Source organism: Sandaracinus amylolyticus (assembly GCF_021631985.1).
Classification (GTDB): Bacteria; Myxococcota_A; Polyangia; order Polyangiales; family Sandaracinaceae; genus Sandaracinus; species Sandaracinus amylolyticus_A.
In genome coordinates this window covers 10705678-10725628 of record NZ_CP070225.1, presented here as the reverse complement: position 1 = coordinate 10725628, position 19951 = coordinate 10705678, and the positions used below count along the sequence as shown (strand labels likewise).

At 72.9% G+C, this 19951-nt stretch carries 19 protein-coding genes; 11 read left to right on the top strand and 8 right to left on the bottom strand.

Annotation, left to right across the window (positions count from 1 at the left end):
* Window positions 1–86: 86 nt before the first annotated feature.
* The 5 genes from I5071_RS45590 to I5071_RS45570 all read right to left on the bottom strand — a co-directional run bounded on the left by I5071_RS45590 (window position 87) and on the right by I5071_RS45570 (window position 5488).
* Window positions 87–776, bottom strand: a complete 690-nt coding sequence (locus I5071_RS45590) for a GAF domain-containing protein (RefSeq protein ID WP_236519749.1) — start codon at window positions 774–776, stop codon at window positions 87–89.
* A gap of 114 nt (window positions 777–890) precedes the next feature.
* Entirely contained in the window at window positions 891–1640 is a 750-nt protein-coding gene (locus I5071_RS45585) for a response regulator (RefSeq protein ID WP_236519747.1), read from the bottom strand.
* A gap of 133 nt (window positions 1641–1773) precedes the next feature.
* Window positions 1774–2598 (bottom strand): hypothetical protein, encoded by an 825-nt coding sequence (locus tag I5071_RS45580; RefSeq protein ID WP_236519746.1) that lies wholly within the window; start codon window positions 2596–2598, stop codon window positions 1774–1776.
* A 197-nt stretch (window positions 2599–2795) separates the two neighbouring features.
* Window positions 2796–4121, bottom strand: a complete 1326-nt coding sequence (locus tag I5071_RS45575; RefSeq protein ID WP_236607740.1) for a sigma-54-dependent transcriptional regulator — start codon at window positions 4119–4121, stop codon at window positions 2796–2798.
* Window positions 4122–4129: 8 nt separating this feature from the next.
* The gene (locus I5071_RS45570; protein WP_236519745.1) at window positions 4130–5488 is read right to left on the bottom strand and encodes an ATP-binding protein; all 1359 of its coding nucleotides are present in this window, start codon (window positions 5486–5488) and stop codon (window positions 4130–4132) included.
* A 194-nt stretch (window positions 5489–5682) separates the two neighbouring features.
* On the opposite strand from I5071_RS45570, the gene I5071_RS45565 reads away from it, so the two are divergent.
* The 8 genes from I5071_RS45565 (at window position 5683) to I5071_RS45530 (ending at window position 15415) form a co-directional block, all read left to right on the top strand.
* The gene (locus tag I5071_RS45565; RefSeq protein WP_236519743.1) at window positions 5683–6711 is read left to right on the top strand and encodes an HlyD family secretion protein; all 1029 of its coding nucleotides are present in this window, start codon (window positions 5683–5685) and stop codon (window positions 6709–6711) included.
* A complete protein-coding gene (locus I5071_RS45560) occupies window positions 6708–7649 on the top strand; it encodes an ABC transporter ATP-binding protein (protein ID WP_236519742.1) in 942 nt (313 codons plus the stop codon). Before I5071_RS45565 ends, I5071_RS45560 begins: the two co-directional genes overlap by 4 nt.
* Window positions 7646–8617 (top strand): ABC transporter ATP-binding protein, encoded by a 972-nt coding sequence (locus I5071_RS45555; protein ID WP_236519741.1) that lies wholly within the window; start codon window positions 7646–7648, stop codon window positions 8615–8617. The genes I5071_RS45560 and I5071_RS45555 overlap by 4 nt, the downstream gene beginning before the upstream one ends.
* Window positions 8614–9735 (top strand): ABC transporter permease, encoded by a 1122-nt coding sequence (locus tag I5071_RS45550; protein WP_236519739.1) that lies wholly within the window; start codon window positions 8614–8616, stop codon window positions 9733–9735. The genes I5071_RS45555 and I5071_RS45550 overlap by 4 nt, the downstream gene beginning before the upstream one ends.
* Window positions 9735–10877: an ABC transporter permease gene (locus I5071_RS45545; RefSeq protein ID WP_236519738.1), complete on the top strand. Its 1143-nt coding sequence runs from the start codon at window positions 9735–9737 to the stop codon at window positions 10875–10877. The genes I5071_RS45550 and I5071_RS45545 overlap by 1 nt, the downstream gene beginning before the upstream one ends.
* 322 nt (window positions 10878–11199) lie before the next feature.
* Window positions 11200–13188: a poly(A) polymerase gene (locus I5071_RS45540; protein WP_236519737.1), complete on the top strand. Its 1989-nt coding sequence runs from the start codon at window positions 11200–11202 to the stop codon at window positions 13186–13188.
* Window positions 13189–13220: 32 nt separating this feature from the next.
* Window positions 13221–13385, top strand: coding sequence for a hypothetical protein (locus I5071_RS45535; protein ID WP_236519736.1), 165 nt, complete (start codon window positions 13221–13223; stop codon window positions 13383–13385).
* Window positions 13385–15415 (top strand): S8 family serine peptidase, encoded by a 2031-nt coding sequence (locus I5071_RS45530; RefSeq protein WP_236519735.1) that lies wholly within the window; start codon window positions 13385–13387, stop codon window positions 15413–15415. The genes I5071_RS45535 and I5071_RS45530 overlap by 1 nt, the downstream gene beginning before the upstream one ends.
* A gap of 41 nt (window positions 15416–15456) precedes the next feature.
* On the opposite strand, the gene I5071_RS45525 is transcribed toward I5071_RS45530, so the two are convergent.
* Entirely contained in the window at window positions 15457–16842 is a 1386-nt protein-coding gene (locus I5071_RS45525; protein ID WP_236519734.1) for a hypothetical protein, read from the bottom strand.
* A 91-nt stretch (window positions 16843–16933) separates the two neighbouring features.
* Here I5071_RS45525 and I5071_RS45520 point away from each other — a divergent pair, with 91 nt between their 5' ends.
* Genes I5071_RS45520 through I5071_RS45510 form a run of 3 tightly spaced genes read left to right on the top strand, consistent with a single transcriptional unit; the run spans window position 16934 to window position 19108 of the window.
* Window positions 16934–17500 carry a hypothetical protein gene (locus I5071_RS45520; RefSeq protein ID WP_236519733.1) on the top strand — a complete coding sequence of 189 codons (567 nt, stop codon included), beginning with the start codon at window positions 16934–16936 and terminating at the stop codon, window positions 17498–17500.
* Window positions 17497–18336 (top strand): hypothetical protein, encoded by an 840-nt coding sequence (locus tag I5071_RS45515; protein ID WP_236519732.1) that lies wholly within the window; start codon window positions 17497–17499, stop codon window positions 18334–18336. The genes I5071_RS45520 and I5071_RS45515 overlap by 4 nt, the downstream gene beginning before the upstream one ends.
* A 7-nt stretch (window positions 18337–18343) precedes the next feature.
* A complete protein-coding gene (locus I5071_RS45510) occupies window positions 18344–19108 on the top strand; it encodes a type III pantothenate kinase (protein ID WP_236519731.1) in 765 nt (254 codons plus the stop codon).
* Here the strand turns inward: I5071_RS45510 and I5071_RS45505 are convergent.
* Both I5071_RS45505 and I5071_RS45500 read right to left on the bottom strand, forming a co-directional pair.
* Window positions 19102–19449 carry an HNH endonuclease gene (locus tag I5071_RS45505; RefSeq protein WP_236519730.1) on the bottom strand — a complete coding sequence of 116 codons (348 nt, stop codon included), beginning with the start codon at window positions 19447–19449 and terminating at the stop codon, window positions 19102–19104. The genes I5071_RS45510 and I5071_RS45505 overlap by 7 nt on opposite strands.
* Before the next feature lie 37 nt (window positions 19450–19486).
* On the bottom strand, window positions 19487–19948 hold the full coding sequence (locus I5071_RS45500; RefSeq protein WP_236519729.1) for a hypothetical protein: 462 nt from the start codon (window positions 19946–19948) through the stop codon (window positions 19487–19489).
* Between the last annotated feature and the right edge of the window lie 3 nt (window positions 19949–19951).

Here is a 19951-nt window from a genome sequence, read left to right as displayed (position 1 = left end):
GGGCTACGATACGCGAGCGCGTGTGGCGCCCTGCCCTTCTTCTTGCGTGAGAGCGCACGCGCGCCGGCGGCGTCGATGTGCGGCGATCAGCGCTCGTCCTCGAGCGCCGCGACCATCGCGCGCAGCTGATCCTCGATCTCGCGGCGCTTCTGGCTCTCCATCGCGAGCGCGACGAAGTCCGCGATCGATCCCGCGAACTGCTCCTCGTCCGCGCTCCACGCGCGCGCGGCGCCGACGTGCTCGTTGCAGAGCACGCCGATCATCCGACCGCCGACGTGGATCGGCGCATCGAGCATCGCGCCGATCCCCAGCGGCGCGAGATAACCCGCCGAGAACTCCGACGTGCGCGGATCGGTGTGCGCATCGCGCGCGGCGATCGTGCGGTCCTCGCGCAGCGCGCGGAAGTACGCGGGATAGGTCTTCGCGGGGAGCACGATGCCGACCTCGTGGGCGCCGCTGTCCGCGAGATAGAGATCGATGCAGCGGATCGCGGTGTGGTCCGCGTCGTAGATCCACACGCTGCTGCGCGCGCAGCGGAGCACCTGGCTCGCGCACTCGGTGATCTCGCGGAGCGCGTCGTCGAGCCGTCCTTCGCCGACGCTCGGGCTGCGCGCGAGGCGCATCATCGCCGCGTGGCTCGCGCGCACGCGCGCCTCGAGCGCGCGTCGTGCCTCGAGCTCGCTCGCCAGAGCGTCGATCACCGGCGCGAGCTCTCGCTGCGTGGCACCGCGCGCGACGTCCGCGCGCAGTCGAACGATCAGATCCTCGGTGCTCATCCCGTCCCCCTGCGTTCAAAGGCGTCGAAAAATCGGCTCGCCCGCCCGTCCCTACCGTCCGCGCGCTTTCGCGCGCTCCCGTCCGGGACGTGCGGGACGAGCACTCCGGCAGACTCAGGCCTTGCGCGCGATCCCGATCGTCGCGAGCGCGTCGATCAGCGCGGACTTCTCGATCGGTCGCGCGAGCACCGCGCATCCATCGGGCGCGCGGCCCGAGACGAGCGCGAGCTCGACGCGCGATGCGATCACGATCGCGGGGATCGCGCCGCCGTGGGCGCGACGCAGCGTGCGCAGCGCCGCGACTCCGTCGCCTCCCGGCAGCATCGTCTCGGTCACGACGAGATCGGGGCGCTGCTTCTGCGCCGCCGCCGTGAGCTGCGTGACCGAGCCCACCGTCTCGAGCCGCGCCGCGGCGCCGAGCACGAGGCGCAACATCGTGCGCGTCAGCGCCGCCGACGGCGGATGTCCGTCCGCGACGAGCACGTGGCGCGCGAGCGCGGCGTCGGGCGTGACCACCGGCGCGCTCGTGATCGCGTCGACGCGCACCATGTCGCGATCGAGCAGCGTGCACAGCGCGCGCACGGTGCGATGTCGCCCGAGCGTCGACGCGTCGAGCAGCTCGTCGATCGACGCCTCGCCGTCGACGAGCCCGAGCAGGTAGCGCTCGTCGGCGCCCAGCGACGTGGGCACCGGGATGCTCAGGCGCCGTGGCACCGACTCGAGCGAGCCGAGCCGATCGAGCCCGTTGCGGAGCGCGCGCTCGCGCACGAAGCGGATCGCGTCCGCGAGCTCGGCGTCGTCCGGACGTTCGTCGCGCGCCTCGTAGAGACGTGCGAGCGCGTCGTCGAAACGCTCCGCTCGCACGAGCTCGGCGATCGACCCGTGTTGAAGGATCGCAGCTGTGCTGCCCCTCATGCTCCCCCCGACCCAGGCTCGCCCGCTCCCGATCGGGAATCAACGGGGCCCTCATGGAGGGACGGATGACGAGCGCAGACGTTCAGCGCCGGCGCAGGGCGAGCGCGATCGCGAGCAGCGCGACGAGGGGCGCGAGCGACGGGCCGCCATCGTGCGAGACCGCGCACGAGGCCGACGCGTGGCGCGCGGAGCTCGCGTCGGCGCCGGCGTCGAGGCCCGCGTCCGCGCTCGTCGCCGCGTCCACGCCCGCCGAGGCGTCGGCGCGTACGCCTCCGTCGGGATCGACGTCGTTCGCGCAGCCCAGATCGATCGCCGGCAGCGGCGCGGGCTCCGACACGTTGCCCGCCGCGTCGATCGCGAGGAGCACACCTCCCGCGCCCGCCGCGCGCGGCAGGCGCGGCACGACGTTCAGCGCGGTGCCCGTGCCCGACACGATGCGCTCCACCGATCCCGAGGTCGCGATCGTGTGCTCTCCGTCCAGCTCACCGTGCGCGTACACGAGCGCGAGCCCGCTCTCGTCGATCGACGACCAGGTGTACGTGGCGACCGCGGCGACGTGCGGCCCGCAGCACCCGCCGTCGGTGCAGACGACCGATCGACATGCGCCTCCGCTCACGATCGGCGCGCTCGGCGGCGTGTCGTCGATCGCGTCGCCGGTGGTGAAGGTCGCGAGCACCTCCGCGGCTGCGGCCGCGCACTCGTGCGCGAGATCGCCGTAGTCGCGCGGGCCGATCACCTCGTACGTGCGGTCGGCGGCGAGCGCCGCGACCGGGCGCATTCGGTTCCACACGGGCGAGCGCTCGAGCGCGACGAGCTCGCCGGTCGTCGTGTCGCGCAGGGTGATCGCGTCGCGCAGCTCGGCGGGCTCGGGTGGCAGCTCGATGTGATAGGCGACCTCGATCTCCACGTTGAGCGGGACGCCGGTCGCTCCGTCGTGAGGAGAGGTATGCCTCAGCTCCGGGCAGGGGAACGGAAACGAGCACGCCCGCGCGGACGTGGGGTCGAGGACGAGCGCGAGCGTGCACAACGAGCTCGCGACGACGAAGAAGGATGATGTTCTGGCTCGGTGCGACACACGTTCGCGCAGAGCAAGTCGCGTGCGAGCTACTCCTCGCTGCTGCCGAGGCCGTACTTGTTGAGCTTCTCGTGCAGCGTCGCGCGCGAGATGCCGAGCCTGCGCGCGGCCTCGCTGCGATTGCCGCCGCACTCCTTGAGCGCGGCGACGATCAGCCCGCGCTCGTAGGCCTCGACGCGCTCCTTGAGGCCCGCGCTCGTCGGCGCGCTCGCGCTCGGCGCGCCCGCGTCGGGGAGCAGCGAAGGATCGATCTCGCCCTCGCTCGAGAGCGCGACGAGGCTCTCCACCGCGTTCTCGAGCTCGCGCACGTTGCCCGGCCAGCGATACGCGACGAGCCGCTCCATCACTCCGTCGGGCACCCGCAGCGGTCCGGTGCCGAAGCGCTCCTCGTAGCGGTCGAGGAAGTGCCGGAAGAGCATCGGCACGTCGTCGGGACGCTCGCGCAGCGGCGGCACCGAGAGGTGCACGACCTTCAGTCGATAGAGCAGATCCTCGCGGAATTTCCCTTCGCTCACGAGCTGCGCGAGATCGCGATGCGTCGCCGCGACGATGCGCACGTCGACCGCCACCGGGCGATCCTCGCCCACCGGACGGACCTCGCCTTCTTGCAGCACGCGCAGCAGCTTCGCCTGCGTGCGTCCGTCCATCTCGCCGATCTCGTCGAGCAGCAGCGTGCCGCCGTCGGCCTCGCGGAAGAGCCCGGCGCGCGTGCGATGCGCGCCGGTGAACGCGCCCTTCGCGTGCCCGAAGAGCTCGGCCTCGGCGAGGTCGGGCGTGATCGCCGCGCAGTTGAAGCGCACGTAGGGACGATCGCGGCGCGACGACGCGCGCACGATCGCCTCGGCGACGCGCTCCTTGCCGGTGCCGCTCTCGCCGGTGATCAGCACCGTCACGTCGCGCGGCGCGACGCGCTGCACCAGCACCGCGAGGCGGCTCATCGGCGCGCTCTCGAACACCATCGTGCGCGCGAGGTTGAGCTCGCCCGCGAGGCGCGTGTTGTCGGCGCGCAGCGTCGCGCTCTCGAGCGCGCGGCGCACCACCGCGAGCAGCTCGTCGGGCTCGAAGGGCTTCTTGAAGTAGTCGAACGCGCCGAGCTTCATCGCGTCGACGGCCTGACGCTCCGAGCCCTGCGCCGTGATCATCACGACGACCGGCGAATCGGGGCGCGCCTTGATGCGGCGCAGCAGCTCCATGCCGTCCATGCGCGGCATGCGCAGGTCGGTGATCACGAGCGCGTGATCTTCGAGCCGCGCGAGCGCCTCCGCTCCGTCCTTCGCCTCGTCGACGTCGAGCCCCGCGTCCTCGAGGAAGCCGCGCAGCGTGTAGCGAACGCCGGCGTCGTCGTCGACGACCATCGCGCGGGTCACGACGCAGCCTCCTGCGCGACGATCGGCGCGGGCGGGAGCACCAGCGTGGCGACGCAGCCGCGCCCATCGACACGATTCTCGAGCGTGAGATCCCCGCCGTGCTGCCGCGCGAGACCGCGCGCGAGCGCGAGCCCGATCCCCGTGCCCTCGTCCTTGGTGGTGAAGCCGACCGTGAACAGCTTCTCGTCGGCGCCGCTCGCGATCCCCGTGCCCTCGTCGAGCACCTCGATGCGCGCGTTCGGTCCGTCGCGCTCGATCACCACCCGCACTTCTCCGTCGCGCGGGCTCGCCTCGATCGCGTTCTGCACCAGGTTGATCAGCACGCGCTTGATCTTCCTCGGATCGCACCGGAGATGCAGCTCGCCTTCCGGCGCGACGAGCCTCACGTCGCGCTGCCGCGCGATGCCCTCGTGCAGCTCGAGCACCTCGCGCGTGAGCGCGTGGAGGTCGACGTGCTCCTCGTCGATCGGGACCAGCGGGCGCGAGTAGCTGAGGAACTCGTCGAGGATGAGCTGCAGGCGATCGACCTCGCGCCGGAGCACGTCCATGCGCTCCGCGGTCTGTCCGCCCAGGTCCTTGCGCACCAGCGCCGCGAGGCCCTTGATGCTCGCGAGCGGGTTCTTCAGCTCGTGCGCGATCTCCGCGGTCATCTGCGAGAGCGCGCGCGTCGTCTCCTCGTACATCTCGAGCTCGCGATCGCGATCCTCGACCTGCTCGCGCAGGAGCTGCATGAGCACGGTGCGCAGCGTGCGCCCGATCGCCATCCCGCCGAGCAGCACGAACGAGAGGAACGCCGCGGCGATCCACGGGCCCGGCCCCGGCGTACCCGGCGCCGCGAAGAGCCCGCCCCACGCGCTCGGGACCAGATCGGGCAGCACGCCGCTCGTCTGGATCGCGGCGAACGCCCAGACCGCGGGCACCTGCACGAAGCTCACGAAGATCATCCCGAAGCGCGTCGGCGCGATCAGGTTCATCACCACCGCGATCAGCGGCAGCGCGACCGCGATCGGGCCCGCGAGCCCGCCGAGCACGAACACCACGAGGAGCTGCGCGATCCCGCTGATCCACGCGGTCGCGAGCATCTGTCGAGGGCTCAGGCGTCCGTCCTTCCACGCGCGGCGCTCGAAGTACCCGAGCGACGCGATCGAGAGGATCGCGAGCGCGATCAGCGTCCACCGCCAGACCGCGGGGCCCATCCAGAGCAGCGCGATCATGATCGCGAGCCCGACGGGCCAGAGCTTGCGTCGATGCGCGATGATCTCGCCCACGACGCGCGAGCTCGCGACCTGCTCGAGATCGTCGAGCGCCTTCGCGCGCTCCTCGAGGGTGCGGGGGTGCGATGCAGGTGCTTGCAAAGGACGCGGGGCTCCGGTCACGGCCTGAGCAAACCACGAGCCACCCGCCATTCGCGAGATCACACGGGGATCATGGCGCTCGAGGCGTCCGGAGATCCGGCGCACGCCGTCCGGCACCCCCGACAGATCGAGCTGCTCGCGCGAGAAAACCGGCTCCCGCGTGAGAGGCACGAGGGTTGCGAAGCGGGCCGGACATGAAGCGCGTCGTCGCTGCCGGCACCGTCCTCGTCCTTCTCCTCGTGCTCGCCCTCACGCTCCGCATCCGCGCGCAACGCGAGGCGCAGAGCGGCCCGCCGGGCGGCGCGGGCGTGGTCGAGGCGGTCGCGGTCGACGTGGGCTCGCGCATCTCGGGTCGCATCGTGCGGCTGCAGGCGCGAGAGGGCGCCGAGGTGCACGCGGGCGATGCGCTGCTCGAGCTCGACTGCATGCAGGAGCGCGCGCGGCTCGCGGAAGCGGAGGCGCGGATCGAAGCAGCGCGCGCGCAGCTCGCGGGCGCGACGGCCGCGGTGCAGACCGCGTCGCGCAGCACCGTGGCCGCGAGCGCGGCGGCGCGTGCGGCGGAGGTCCGGATCTCCGCGGCGTCGGTGCAGCAGGAGACGTACGCGCGCGAAGCGGCTCGCGTCGCGAGCCTCGGGCCCGCGGCATCGGCGCAGGCCCGCGACATGGCTCAGTCGCAGGCGAGCGGCGCGGAGACCGAGGTCGAAGCGGCGCGCGCCCAGAGCCGCGCCACGCGCGCGCAGATCGGCGTCGCACGCACCCAGGTCGAGGCCGCGGACGCACAAGCACGCGCAGCGGCGAGCACCCTCGGCGCGTTCGAGGCGCTGCGCGATCTCGCGCGCATCGCGGTCGACGAGTGCGTGGTGCGCGCGCCGCGCGACGGAGTGCTCGAGGAGGTCTACTACGAGGCCGGCGAGATCGTGACGCCGGGCGCGATCGTCGTGCGCCTCGTCGATCTCTCGGAGGTGCGCGCGACGTTCTACCTGCCGAACGCCGAGCTCTCGCAGGCGCGCACCGATCGCGAGGCCGAGGTGGTCGCGGACGCGTGGCCCGATCAGCGCTTCGCGGGCCGGGTGATCACCGTCGCGAACGAGGCGGAGTTCACGCCGCGCAACATCCAGACGCGCACCGATCGCGATCGCCTCGTCTACGCGATCGAGGTCGCGGTGCCGAACCCCGAGCGCCGCTTGCGCCCCGGCATGCCGGTGCAGGTGACCCTGCGATGAGCGGTCTTGGAATTACGATCGACGCGCGCGATCTCGTGCGCGACTTCGGGACCAAGAAGGCGCCGGTGCACGCGGTGCGCGGGCTCTCGCTCGAGGTGCGGCGCGGCGAGCTCTTCGGGCTCGTCGGTCCCGACGCCGCGGGCAAGACCACGACGATGCGCATGATCGCGGGCCTGGTGCGCCCGACGAGCGGCATGGTGCGCGTGCTCGGACAGGACCCCTGGCACGGCGCACAGAAGGTGCGCGACGCGCTCGGTCTGATGCCGCAGGAGCACAGCCTCTACGGCGATCTCTCGATCGAGGAGAACATGCAGTTCTTCTCGAAGCTCTTCTGCCTGTCGCGCGCGCAGTACCTCGAGCGACGCGAGCGACTGCTCTCGATCACGCGCCTCGGCGCGTTCACCGCGCGACGCGCCGACGCGCTCTCGGGCGGCATGTACAAGAAGCTCGCGCTGATGTGCGCGCTCCTCCATCAGCCCGAGGTGCTGCTGATGGACGAGCCGACGAACGGCATCGATCCCGTCTCGCGCCGCGAGCTCTGGGAGCTCGTCTACGAGCTCGTCGATCAGGGCATGACCGTGCTCGTCTCGACGCCCTACATGGACGAGGCGTCGCGCTGTCATCGCGTCGCGCTGGTGCATCAGGGGCGCGTGCTCAGCGAGGGCGATCCCAACGTGCTGGTGCGCGATCTCGAGTGTCCGACCGCCGAGGTGGTCGGCGGGGATCGCGAGGCCGTGCACACGATCCTCGCGTCGCTCCCCGAGGTGCTCGCGAGCTCGCCCGCGGGCGCGCAGCTGCGCGTCGTCATCGCGCCCGGCGCGAGCGATCACGTCGCGGATGCAGTGCGCGCCGCGGGCGCGAGCCTCTCGCCCGCGCAGCCGGCGTTCGAAGACGTGTTCCTCGCGAAGGTCGCGCTCGCAGAACGGAGCGCCGCATGACCGACCACGCGATCACCGTCCGCCATCTCGCCAAGCACTTCGGCGCGTTCAAGGCGGTCGACGACGTCTCGTTCCACGTCGAGCGCGGCGAGATCTTCGGCTATCTCGGCGCGAACGGCGCGGGGAAGTCGACGACGATCCGCATGCTCTGCGGCCTGCTCTCTCCCACCGCGGGCACCGCGATCGTCGCGGGCGCCGACGTCGCGCGCGAGCCCGAGAAGGTGAAGCGCGGCATCGGGTACATGTCGCAGAAGTTCTCGCTCTATCTCGACCTCACGGTTCGCGACAACCTCGAGTTCTTCGGCGGCATCTACGGCGCGAGCGGCAAGGCGCTCCGCGCCCGCATCGACGAGGTCCTCGATCACGTCGGCATGCGCGCCCACCAGGACGACCTCACCGGCTCGCTGCCCGGCGGTCTGCGCCAGCGCCTCGCGCTCGGCTCCGCGCTCCTCCATCGCCCGGGCATCGTCTTCCTCGACGAGCCCACCGCGGGCGTCGATCCCAGCTCGCGCCGCGACTTCTGGACGCTCATCCGCGGCCTCGCGCGCGAGGGCACGACGGTGTTCGTCACCACGCACTACATGGACGAGGCCGAGTACTGCGCGCGCATCGGCCTGATGGTCGCGGGCAAGCTCGTCGCGCTCGACACGCCCGCCGCGCTCAAGCGCGATCTCGTCCCCGGCACGATGTTGCGCGTCGAGGGCACGCTGCTCTCCCGCGCGCTCCCCGCGCTGCGCGCCCACGAAGGCGTGATCGGCGCCGACGGCTTCGGCACCGGCCTCCACGTGCGCATCGACGCCGCGCGCGCGAGCGACGACGCGGCCGTCGTCGAAGAGCTGCGCGCGATCCTCGCGTCGAGCGGCGCGACGATCCGCTCGATCGAGCGCATCACGCCAACGCTCGAGGACGTCTTCCTCGCCGCCGCCGATGCGGGCACCGAGAATCGAATCCGAGGAGCGAGCGCGTGAACCGGACGCTCACCCGCGTCCTCGCGATCGCGCACAAGGAGGTGCTCCACGTCCTGCGCGACGTGCGCACGCTCTACCTCGCGCTCGGGATGCCGGTCGTGATGCTCGTGCTCTTCGGGTTCGGCGTGAGCTTCGATCTCGACGACATCCCACTGGTCGTCGTCGATCAGGACGGCACCGCCGCCTCGCGCGAGCTGGTGCGCCGCATGATCGCGAGCGGCGAGCTGATCGAGGTCGCGCGCGTCTCCGATCCCGACGAGGCCGAGCACCTCTTCGTCACCGGCGACGCCGCGGCCGCGCTGATCATCCCGCGCGGGTTCGCCGACGATCTCGGTGCGGGCCGCGCCACCGAGCTCCAGCTCCTCGTCGACGGCGCCGACAACAGCACCGCGACCAACGTGCTCGCGAAGGTCGACGCGCTGGTCGCGGTGATCGGCGGTGATCTCGCGGCACGTGGCGCGCGCGCTACGCCACCGATCGACACCCGCGTCATCACCTGGTTCAACCCGCAGGCGCGCTCCGCCCTCTACCTCGTCCCCGGCCTCGCCGCGTACGTGCTCGCGATCGTCGCGGTGCTGCTCACCGCGCTCACGGTCGCGCGCGAGTGGGAGCGCGGCTCGATGCAGCAGCTCTTCGCGACGCCGGTGTCGCGCCTCGAGATCGTCGTCGGCAAGCTGCTGCCCTACCTCGGGCTCGGCGCGATCGCGGTGCTGCTCGTGCTCGCATCGGGCGCGTGGATCTTCGACGTCCCGATGCGCGGCGATCCCGTCGCGCTCGGCGTGTGCGCGCTGCTCTTCCTCGTCGGCATGCTCGGCCAGGGCCTGCTGATCAGCGTCGTCACCCAGAACCAGATGGTCGCGACCCAGGTCGCCACGATGAGCTCGATGCTCCCCTCGATGTTGCTCTCGGGGTTCCTCTTCCCGATCGAGAACATGCCGCTGCCGCTCCAGGTGATCTCGAACGTCGTGCCCGCGCGCTACTTCATCGACGCGCTGCGCGGCGTGCTCCTGCGCGGCAACGGCTTCGCCGAGCTCTGGGGCGACGTGCTCGCGCTCGCCATCTTCGCGACGGTCGTGCTCGCGATCGCGACGCGCCGCTTCAAGCGGGAGATCGCGTGATGCTCGCCGCGCTCCGCGCCGTGGTGACCAAGGAGGTGTGCCAGACCCTGCGCGACAAGCGCATGATGGTGCTGCTCATCGCGGCGCCGGTCCTGCAGCTCGTCATCTTCGGCAACGCGGTGAGCTTCGAGATCGATCGCGTCCCCACCGTCGTCGTCGATCACGATCGCAGCGCCGCGTCGCGCACGTTCGTGCAGCGCCTGCTCGCCGATCGCACGCTCGAGCTCGCGGGCGAAGCGCTCACCGCCGACGAGGCCGCGCGCGCGCTGGTCACCGGCCGTGCCGCGGCCGCAGTCGTGATCGAGCAGGACTTCGCGCGGCGCATCGCGCGCGGCGTGCAGGGCGAGCCCGCCGCGGTGCAGGTGATCGTCGACGGCACGAACCCCAACAAGAGCAGCGTCGCCGCCAACGCCGCGTCGCGCTTCTCGCAGGTCGCGGCCCGCGAAGCGATCGGCGAGCGCCTCGCGCGCCTCGGCGCATCCGCGCCGCGCTTCACGCCGCCGCCCACGCTCGAGGCGCGCGTCCTCTACAACCCGCGCCTCCGCACGCCCGTCTACATGGTGCCCGGCATCATGGCGATGCTCCTGCTCGTCGTGACGACGATCATCACCGCGATGGGCCTCGCCCGAGAGCGCGAGAGCGGCACGCTCGAGCAGGTGCTCGTCACGCCGGTGCGCCCGCCCGTGCTCATCGCGGGCAAGATGCTCCCCTTCGCGGCGATCGGTCTCTTCGACTTCGGCCTCGCGATGGCGGTCGGCGCGTACGCGTTCGACATGCCGATCCGCGGCTCGCTCGTGCTGCTCTCGGGCGTGACGCTTCTCTATCTCGTCGCGACGCTGAGCGCGGGCCTGCTCATCTCGACGATCAGCCGCACCCAGCAGCAGGCGTTCATGGGCGGCTTCCTCTTCATGCTCCCGGCGGCGCTGCTCTCCGGGATCATGACGCCCATCCACGCGATGCCCTCGTGGCTGCAGCCGCTCACGCTGGTGAACCCGCTCCGGCACTACGCGATCGCGATGCGCGCGGTGCTGCTGCGCGGCGCGGGGCCCGAGGACGTGCTGCCCGAGATCCTCGCGCTCGCGGCGATCGGCGGGACGCTCGCGGCGCTCGCCGCGACCCGTTTCCGGAAGACGCTGGGCTGAGCTCGCCGGGGGTCCAAGATCGCGAGCGTGCCCGCCGTTGGGCGAGGGGGAGCGGGCCGCCGCCCCGGCCGAGCCGCGCTGGGGCGAGCGCGCAATCATGCGAAATCACGCTGATTTTCCCGATCGATCGCGAACGGCCTCCACGTCCGAGCAGGATCGGGGCCCGTTGCCCCCGGAACGGAGCACTGCTACAGGTCGGTCTGGCCCCGCATTCCCCGCCGGGTCCGGTTCGCCCCGTTCGGCCGAAGGTGCTGTTTCGGAGCGCGGGAAACGCGGGGATCGTGCTGTCGCCGAGACGTCGGCGAACGGGCTGACCCGATTCATGGATTCCTCGAACCCCGAGCCCGACCCGCGCGCTGACCTGGCGTCCGACGACGCGTCGAACGAAGCAGCGGCAGGCGAGCGCGATGCGAACGGCTCTTCGTCGGTGACCAACGGCGTGCCCCGCGCGCGACGATCGCGAAGCCGCCGCCCTCCCCCGCCCGCGGCCGAACCCGTCGCCGAAGCGGCCGAGCCTGCGAAGAAGAAGCGCACGCGCCGCAAGAAGCCCGTCGAAGAGATCGCCGACGCGCCTGCCGAAGCGGCGGAGGTCGCCGAGGCCGCGCCCGAGGCGCCCCGCCCCGCCGAGCGCCGCCGTCGCAGCCGCCGCCCGCCGCCGATCGCCGCCGCCGAGCCCGATGCGATCGAGGCCGCGCCCTCCGAGCCCGAGATCGTCGCGGCCGAGGTCGCGCTCCTGGTCGAGACCGCGGTCGTCGAGATCGAGGCACCGGAGCCCGACGTGGCGCCGAGCGAGATCGCGCAGACCGAGCTCGCCCCGAGCGAGCGCGCGGAGCTCTTCGCGTACGGCGATCCCGACGCCGTGACCGAGGCCGACCTCGCGATCGTCCGCGAGCTGCGCGCCGCGGATCGCGCGACGCGCCAGCGGGAGCGCGATCGGGACCGCCGCGATCGCCCGCGCGATCGTGATCCGCGATCCGCGCCCACGCGCGTCCCCGAGCTCCCGCCGCTCCCGACCACCGGCCCCAAGCCGACGATCCATCGCCGCGCGTTCCCCTCGGAGCACCTCGACGAGGACGCGCTCAAGGTGCTGCGCCGCCTGCACCGCAACGGCTTCCGCGCCTACCTCGTCGGCGGCTGCGTCCGCGACCTGCTCCTCGGCCGCAAGGCGAAGGACTTCGACGTCGCGACCAGCGCGCGGCCGCACGAGGTCAAGCAGCTCTTCCGCAACTGCCGGATCATCGGCCGTCGCTTCCGGCTCGCGCACATCCTCTTCGGCGGCGGGAAGGTCATCGAGACCGCCACGTTCCGCCGCGATCCCACGGCCGCGGCCGACGAGGACACGTTCGTCGCGGAGGCCGAGGAGGCACGCGAGGCGATCGAGAGCGGTGAGCTCGACGTGCCGACCGTGCTGCGCCCCGCGATGAAGGCGCGCGACGACGACGCGGACCTGCTCATCCGCAACGACAACGTCTTCGGTGAGCCGCACGAGGACGCGCTGCGCCGCGACTTCACGATCAACGGGCTCTTCTACGACGTCGAGCGCGGCGAGGTGATCGACTACGTCGGCGGCCTGCGCGATCTCGAGCGCCGCGCGATCAACACGATCGGCCTGCCCGACGTGCGGTTCCGCGAAGATCCGGTGCGCATCCTGCGCGCGATCAAGTTCTCGGCGCGCCTCGATCTCGGCATCGATCCCGACTGCTACGACGCGATGGTCGCGCAGCGCGAGGAGCTCCTGAAGGCCGCGAAGCCCCGCCTGCTCGAGGAGATCCTGCGGCTCCTGCGCGGCGGCGCGGCGCACCGCTCGATCTGGCTGGCGTGGGAGATGGGCGTGCTCTCGGTGGTGCTGCCCGAGCTCGCGTCGTTCCTCGACGACGACGCGCCGCGCTCGAAGCTGCTCTGGGGACGCCTCGACGCGATCGACGCGGCCGTGCGCAACAAGCGCGTGCCCAGCGACTCGGTGCTGCTCGGCGCGCTGCTGCTCGGTCCGATCGAAGAGGCGATCGAGGGCGCGAAGGATCCCAGCGTCGCCTACGAAGACTTCATGCACGAGGTCACCGAGTCGCTCGCGGTGCCGCGCCGCATGAAGGAGCGCATGCGCGCGATCATCGGCTCGCAGCGACGCCTGCGCGCCGGGCGCCACGCGCCGCTCACGCGCCGCGACTTCTTCGAAGAGGCGGTGCAGCTCTTCGAGCTCGAGCACGCCGCGCGCGGCCAGAAGATGCCCGATCTCCACGCCGAGGCAGCGCACCCCGAGGGCGACGGCGAGACCGTGATGAAGCGCCGCCGGCGCCGTCGCGCGCGCCGCTGAGGTCGTCAGCCGACGTGGTAGACATCGGCTCGATGCAGCGCTTCACCGCAGCGCTCGAGCCGGTGCCGCATGGCGGCCACTTCGCGGCGATGAGTCCGCGAGACGGCCAGCACTTCGTCGCGGTGACGCGCGCGCGCCGCCTCGAGAAGACGATCGAGGTGCTGCGCGCGACGCCGCCGAAGAAGTCGAAGCGCTGATGCGCGCGCGGCTCGCCGTCGCCGTCGCGCTCGTGCTGATGTCGGGCACGGCGCGCGCGCAGCCCCCGCGTCTGATGCGTGCGCTCGATGCGCCGCGTTATCCGCGCCAGCCGCTGCTCTCGGCGTCCGACGCTGCAGGCGCACCGCTCGCGTGGTCCCGCCACGGCACGCTCGGTGAGGGCGCGACGATCTGCGTGATCGACACCGGGGTCGACGCACGACATCGCGACCTGCGCGACGCCGAGGGACACACGCGCATCCGCTGGCTCGTCGATCTCGAGTCCTCCACGCCGACCGGCGATCACGCCGAGCTCGAGGCGCGCCACGGCGTCGCGATCCACGCGAGCACACGCATCGACGCCGCGCTCGCGGCGGGCACACCGCTGCCCGGCGACCGCCACGGCCACGGCACCGCGATCGCATCGATCGCCGCGGGAGACGACAGCGACGGAGACGAGCCCGGTCCGCTCGCCGGCGTGGCACCACGCGCCTCGCTGATCGTCGTGCGCGCGCTGCGCGCCGATGCCGCGGGCTTCGAGGACGACGACGTCGCGCGCGGCGCCGAGCTCTGCTTCGCGCTCGCCGAGGATCCCTCGCGCACCGTCGCGCTGCTCGCACTCGGCGGGCACGACGGAACGCACGACGGCGACGAGCCGCTCTCGCGCGCGCTCACCGCGATCGCGCGCGAAGGACACGCGCTGATCGTCGCCGCGGGCAACGACGGGGACCGCGCGATCCACGCGACCGGGCGCGCGCTGCCGGGCGCGCCGGCGCGCATCGGGGTCCACGTGCCGACGCCGCGCACCGACGGCGAGCACTGGGTCGCGATCGTGGTGCGCGGCGCGCGCGACGTGTCGTGGATCGCGCCGAACGGAGCCTCGCTGCGGGCGCGCGACGGCGAGCTCGCGATGACTGCGCACGCCGGCGGATATCTGCTGCTCGACGCGCGCGATCCCGACGCGGTGCGCGCGGTGATCGGTGGTGGCGGCACGAACGCAGTGCTGCACGCGGGCGACTACCAGCTCGTCGTCACGGGACGCGACGCGCCGTTCGATGCGTGGATCGTCGATGCCCACCTCGGGCCCACGCTCGGCACGCCCGCGCTCGAAGGGCTGCACGTCGTCCCCGGCGAGTCGGTCACGATCCCCGCGACCTCGCCCGAGCTGATCGCGGTCGGCGCGTCGATCGCGCGAGCGCGGCACGGCGAGCTCTCGCTCGAGGCGCGCGACGACGGGAGCGCGGCGTTCTCGGCGCGCGGGCCCTCGGCCACCGGCCAGGCGCGCCCCGACGTGATCGCGCCCGGAGGCTTCTTCGCGGCCGCGCTCTCGAGCGATCTCGAGCCCGACGATCCCTGGAACCTGATCGGCGGCTCGCGCCCCGTGCTCGATCGTCGACGCGTCGACGAGACCCACCTGGTGATCGAAGGGAGCTCGGCCGCCGCCGCAGTCGTCGCGGGCGCGTACGCGCTCGCGCTCTCGACCGCACCCGCCGATCTCGCGCGCGATCGCGCGCTCCTCACGACCACGGCCGACGCGACCGACGCGTGGACCGACACCCGCGGCGCGGGCGTGCTCCGCCTCGATCGGTGGCTCGACGCGCGCCTCGCGCCCGACGTGGCGCGCACGATCGATCCAGCGAGGAGCGCGGTCTCGCTCACCCGCACGATCGCGCTGCCCCGCGCGACCGACGTGCACGCGATCGTGCGCGTGATCGACGTCGCGGGCGAGCAGGTGCACGGCGGGGAGCTCGTGCTGCGCGCGAACGGTCGCGTGCTCGCGCGCGCCGCGATCGCGCACGGCCGCGCCGACGCGGCGTTCACCATCGACGCACCCGCGGGCGAGCACCTCGTGATCGAAGGCGAGGCGAACGGCGTCGCGATCGGCGCATCGACGATCGAAGTGCGCGTCGACGAGAGCCCGCGTGGCGTCGCAGTGCCGCGCGGAGGGATGCAGTGCGCGATCGGCACCACCCGCGACGGCTCGCTCGTGTGGATCGTGATCGCGCTCGCGCTGCTCGCGCGCCGACGCTGACGGATCCCACCGCCGTCCACGACGGCTCTTTCGGATCCGTCCTACTGGCTCTCCACCGCCCGATCCACGACCACGCGGAACCCGCGCACGTTCTCGTCGGGCTCGTCGGCGTCGGGCCGACGCCACGACACGTTCGTGATCACGACGAGCACCTCGGCGACGTTCGCGTCGAGCTCGACCGGTAGATACGCGCGCGGCTCGCGACGAATCGGCGTACGCATCCGCCCGAGCTCTCGCCCGCTCGCATCGAGCCGCACCGCGACCATCGACCAGGTCACGCCGTGCTCGCCGCGGAGCCACACGCGCAGCCGCGATCCCTCGGGCGCGCCGCGTACGTCGACGCTCACGTACGCGCTCCCGCCGGGCTCCAGCTCGAGCTCACCGCGGTACGGCGAGCGCGGCAGTCGCGCCCACTCCACGCGCGCCACCGGCACCTCGCCCGGCACGTCGCGCATCATCGCGATCGATCCCGCGCCGCGCCCCGCACGCGCCCCGGTGAAGTACCGCGCGACCGCGACCTCCTCGAGCAAGCGCGGCCACGTCCCGCGGGTGCGCGAGAGCGACAGGAAGTGCGCGATCGCGTGCCACACGTCGGGCTCGGCGCGCAGCCCCTCGCCCTCCCACGTCCACTGCCGCGCGCCCTGCACCAGGTCGCGCACGAAGTCGCCGCTGCCTCCGTCGTGACGCGCGCTGATCGCGCCCAGCAGCATCGCGCCGCCTTCGCCCGAGCCCGGCGCGTGCGAGACCAGCGCTCGATGCGCGCTCGCCTGCTGCGCCGCGAGCGCGTCCTCGGCGCACCCGAACGAGCCCGTCACCTGCCACGCCACGAACGCCGCGATCGCACGACGCCACGCCGGCGCCTCCGCGGGATCCTGCTGGGCGAGCAGCGCCTGCGCGTAGGCGTACACCGCACAGCTCGCGAGGTCCGGGCTGCGCGCGTCGATCATCGCGAAGCTGGTCACCGCGTCGAGCGACGCCCATCCGATCGGCACGTCCCATCCGATGCGCACCGAGCGCGGCGGCACCTCCTCGCTCTCGCCGGGCGCGGCCTCGGGCTCCTCGAAGCGACCCGCCGCGGGGAGCGCGTCGACGAGGTACACGTCGAGCTCGTCGCCCCCACCGCGCCCACCATCGGGATAGGGCTCGCCCCACCCGTTCGACGCCATCCAGTCGTGCGCGGCCTCGAGCGCCTCGAGCGTCGCCTCGACGTCGCCTTCGCCGTGCACCGCGACCGGCGCGAGCATCGAGCGCGCGACCGCGGCGTCGTCCTCGGGACGCGGCGTGGGCTCGCTCCACGCGACGCGAGGCCCGGTCCAGCGCGGCATGCTGCCCTCGGCGATGGCCCGCGCCCACGCGTCGATCACGCCGTCCTCGCGCGACACGTCGTCGTCCTGCGCGTGCACGACCGACGCGACGAGCGCGACCACGAGGAGCGCGCAGGTGCGCGAAAACCGAACGGAAGTTGACACCGAGCCTGCGAAGCTTCTACACAAGCACGGGCAGGAGAGCCACTCGAGCATGCCTCAGCCTTCGCCCTTCGACCCCGGGGGTTTCTTCGAGTTCGACCTCGCGGGAGGCGAGGTGCGAGCGCGGAGTGGGAACCGGGTCCTCGTGCTCTCCGACACCGTCGTCGCGCCGCTCGTTTCCGCGGCGGTGCAGAACGGGGATCTCACCGCGGTGCGTCGCCTCGGTCGCCACATGGGCGAAGAGGTCGCGCGCGCGCTCGAGGGCGAGGCGCGCGAGGCGCCGCCCGAGCTGGTGCTCGGTCACGCCGCGACCATCGTGTCGCTCTTCGGATGGGGCCGGCTGCGGCTCGAGCGCTGGGGCGATGCGCTCTGCGCGCGCCTCGATCAGCTGCCGCAGCTCGACGCGGATCACCTCGCGATCGCGGCGCTGCTCGGCGGGCTCTTCTCGGCGCTCGCGCGGCACGAGGTCGCGTGCGTGCCGGTCTCGAGCGACGGGCGCTTCCTGCTCGTCGATCCGCAGATCGCGGAGCTGGTGTGGAACTGGTCGCGCGCCGGCGACGACGTGCCCGCGATCGTCGGGCGTCTCGCGGTGAGCGCGGACGCGGAGGCAGCGGGATGAGCGACGTCGGAAAGCTCGAAGCGCTGCTCGAGCGCGTGCAGCGCAATCGCCGGCCCGCACCGCCGAGCCTCGAGGACGTGCTGCGCGGGCGCGCCGGTGGCGTCGCCCCGCCCGTGACGAAGGCCGCGGCCCCGGTCGTGTCCGCGCCCGCGCCCGCTGTGGCGAAGCCCGCGGCCGCCGCGGCGCCCGCGAAGATGCGCGCGCCGACGCCGATGGAGCAGGCGCTCGCGGTCCCGCGCGACAAGGCCGAGCCGGACATCGAGGTCGTCGTCGAGGAGGACGAGGAGCTCGCGCAGACCGGCGAGTTCGCCGAGGTGCGCACCGGCGAGATCGAGATCGCCGACGGCGCCGCGATGCGCGAGGCCGAGGCGCGCGCCCAGCGCGAGCGCGAAGCCCGCGAGCAGCAGGAGCGCGAGGCCCGCGAGCGCGCCGAGCGCGAGGCCGCCGAGCGCGAAGCACGCGCACGCGCCGAGCGCGAGGCCGCCGAACGCGAAGCACGCGCACGCGCCGAGCGCGAGGCCCAGGAGCGCGAGGCCCGCGCCCGCGCCGAGCGCGAAGCCGCCGAGCGCGCCGAGCGCGAGGCCCAGGAGCGCGCCGGTCGCGAGGCCCGCGCCCGCGCCGAGCGCGAGGCCCAGGCCCGCGCCGAGCAGCAAGCCCAGGAGCGCGCGGAGCAGCAGGCACGCGAGCTCGCCGCGCGTGCCCAGGAGCCCGCCGAGCTCCTCCCGGTCGAGCCGGTGGCCAGCGCTCCGGTCGCGCGCGTGTCGCGCCCGATGGAGCTCGAGCCCGCGACCTTCGGCCGCCTCATGCAGCGCACCCTCGCGCTGCGCCCGCGCTGAGGCGCGCATGCTCCTCACGATCGACGTCGGCAACACGCACACCGTGCTCGGGCTCTGGGACGGCCCGAAGCTCGCCCACGACTTCCGCATCGAGAGCTCGAAGGGCCGGACCAGCGACGAGATCCTCGTGCTGCTGCTCACCCTGATGGACGTCGCGGGCGTCGATCGACGTCACGTGCACGCGAGCATCGTCGCGTCGGTCGTGCCCGCGCTGACCGATCCGATCTGCCACGCCGCGCGCCGCGCGTTCGGGCACGAGACGATGCAGGTCGGCCCCGGCATCAAGACGGGCATGCCGATCCTCTACGAGAACCCGCGCGAGGTCGGCGCCGATCGCATCGCGAACGCAGTGGCCGCGTTCGAGCGCTGCAAGAGCGCGGTCGTGGTCGTCGACTTCGGCACCGGCACCAACTTCGACTGCGTCTCACCGAAGGGCGAGTTCCTCGGCGGCGTGATCGCGCCCGGCATGCAGATCAGCGCCGAGGCGCTCTTCAGCCGCGCCGCGCGCCTGTCGCGCATCCCGATCGCGAAGCCGCCGCGCGCGATCGGGCGCAACACCCAGCACTCGGTGCAGTCGGGCATCGTGTTCGGCTACGTCGGGCTGGTCGACGGGCTCGTCGATCGCATCCGCGACGAGATCGAAGGCCCGTGCCGCGTGCTCGCGACCGGCGGCCTCGCGCGCCTCGTCGCGCCCGAGTCGCGCACCATCGAGGAGGTCGTCCCCGACCTCACGCTCGAGGGTCTGCGCCTGCTCTACGAGCGCAATCAGTAGAGCGGGTCGCGCCAGCGCTCGCGCCGTCGCGTCCTCAGCGTCTCGATCACCGCGCAGAGCGTGGGATCGTCGCGCCTCCGCACGTCGAGGCGCGCGCCCTTGGCCTGGTTGCAGCGCGCGCACGCGAGCGCGAGGTTCGACACCTCGTCGGTCCCGCCGTGCGTCGTCGGCTCGATGTGCTCGATCGTCGCGATCGTCTCGCCGCTCTCCTCGACCACCACGCGCGCGTTGCAGTGGATGCAGCGCCCGACCCACACGCGATCGCCGCGCACCTCGCTGCGCTCGAACGTGCGATCGGTCGCCACGATCGCGAGCACGGTGCGCCCTCGTCCCCGTCGCATCGATGCATTCGTGGAGCGCGGAGCGCGCCGCGTCGAGTCAGCCGAGATCGTCGAGCGAGACCTCGCGATCGTCTGCACCGCTCCAGCTCGCGATGCGCACGCGTCCCGGCGAGAGCTTGCTCGTGAGCTCGTCGAGCAGCGCCTCCGGGGCGCGCAGATCGAAGACGAGCTCGCTGCCGTCGTGGGGCCCGCCGATCTCCTGCGCGATGACCATCTCGCCGGCGACGATCGCGAGCGCGACGCGCATCACCGCGTCGAGCTCGTCGGCCGCGCCCTGCTCGCACGCCAGCGCGACGCGGCCGTGGGTGTGCCACGAGCCGAAGGCCAGCCCGAGCTCGCCCTCCTCGTCCCAGATCACGATGCGCCGCGCGTGCTCGCCGGTGGGCGACGCGATCTCGATCGTCGAGTCGACCACCGCGACGTGCCGCGCGAGCTCGGGACGCATCGCGAGCAGCGTGTCCGAGAACGCGCGCAGCGGCGCCGAGAGCTCTGCGGTCACGCG